At 61.2% G+C, this 949-nt stretch carries 1 protein-coding gene; it reads left to right on the forward strand.

Annotated features, from left to right (window positions below; all coding sequences use genetic code 11):
• Positions 1–80: 80 nt before the first annotated feature.
• Positions 81–949 (forward strand): replication protein RepA (locus tag ACOCD2_RS22185; RefSeq protein ID WP_293675360.1); only part of this gene is annotated, 869 nt, incomplete at its 3' end.

Genomic DNA, 949 nt, shown 5'->3' on the forward strand with positions numbered 1-949 from the left:
GGGGGGGCATCCCCGTCTCGATGGAGGAATCCTCGCCCTTCAGGGCGAGTGAGGATGTCAAGACAACAACGGAGGTACCCATGGCGAAAAACAGACGCACGAAGGACGAAAACGAGACTGTCACAGTCGATTACCGCAAGCCCGTTCCGGACTGGGTTCGAGCGGCCATCGATGAGTACATGGGCAATGACATCGAGGATGCCAAGCACGCCGGCGCGCTGGGTTTCATGGCCAGGGCACTGGTGATGGCCACCATGCCCTACAAAGACCCAAAGACTGACGCCTTCACCCGCAAAAACGGCGAATTCCGGCTGAGGATTCTCGCTGGCTACGAAGGCGGCATCCCCTACGGCATCTACCCTCGCCTTCTGCTGTCCTGGGTAACTACCGAGGCCGTGCGGTGCCAGTCCCCCGTGATCGAGCTGGGGGATTCCCTGCGCGGATTTCTCCGCGAGGTGATGGAGCTGCGCTCCAGCAGTGGCGGTTCACGAGGCACCTCCACACGAGTTTCCGAGCAGATGAAACGGCTCTTCGGTGCCCTCATTACCGCTCAGTACACCGGCGACCTGGGCAACGGGCGCAAGGGGTTCAAGCTGCGCAATGTGATGATCGCCGATGACCTCGACATCGATGGCGAGGACTGGGCGCTTGACGGAGACAACGCCCAAGGCAGCGCCCTGTGGCGGCCGCAAGATCAGCATGAAGCCGGTACGTGGCAATCTACCGTGCGGCTGAGCCAGAATTTCTTCCAGGAGTGTATAGACAGACCGATTCCGATCGATCTCCGCGCCTACAAGTCGTTGCGTGGATCTCCGCTCGCCATGGACGTGTATACCTGGCTCACCTACCGGATGAGCTACACCGAGCGCCGGACCCGCCCGATCCCCTGGGCAAGCCTCATGCTCCAGTTCGGCAGCAACTTCCAAAGCGACCAGGCGGTGCGCGACTT

It is taken from the genome of Thiolapillus sp. (genome assembly GCF_048562965.1).
GTDB classification, from domain to species: Bacteria; Pseudomonadota; Gammaproteobacteria; order Chromatiales; family Chromatiaceae; genus Thiolapillus; species Thiolapillus brandeum_A.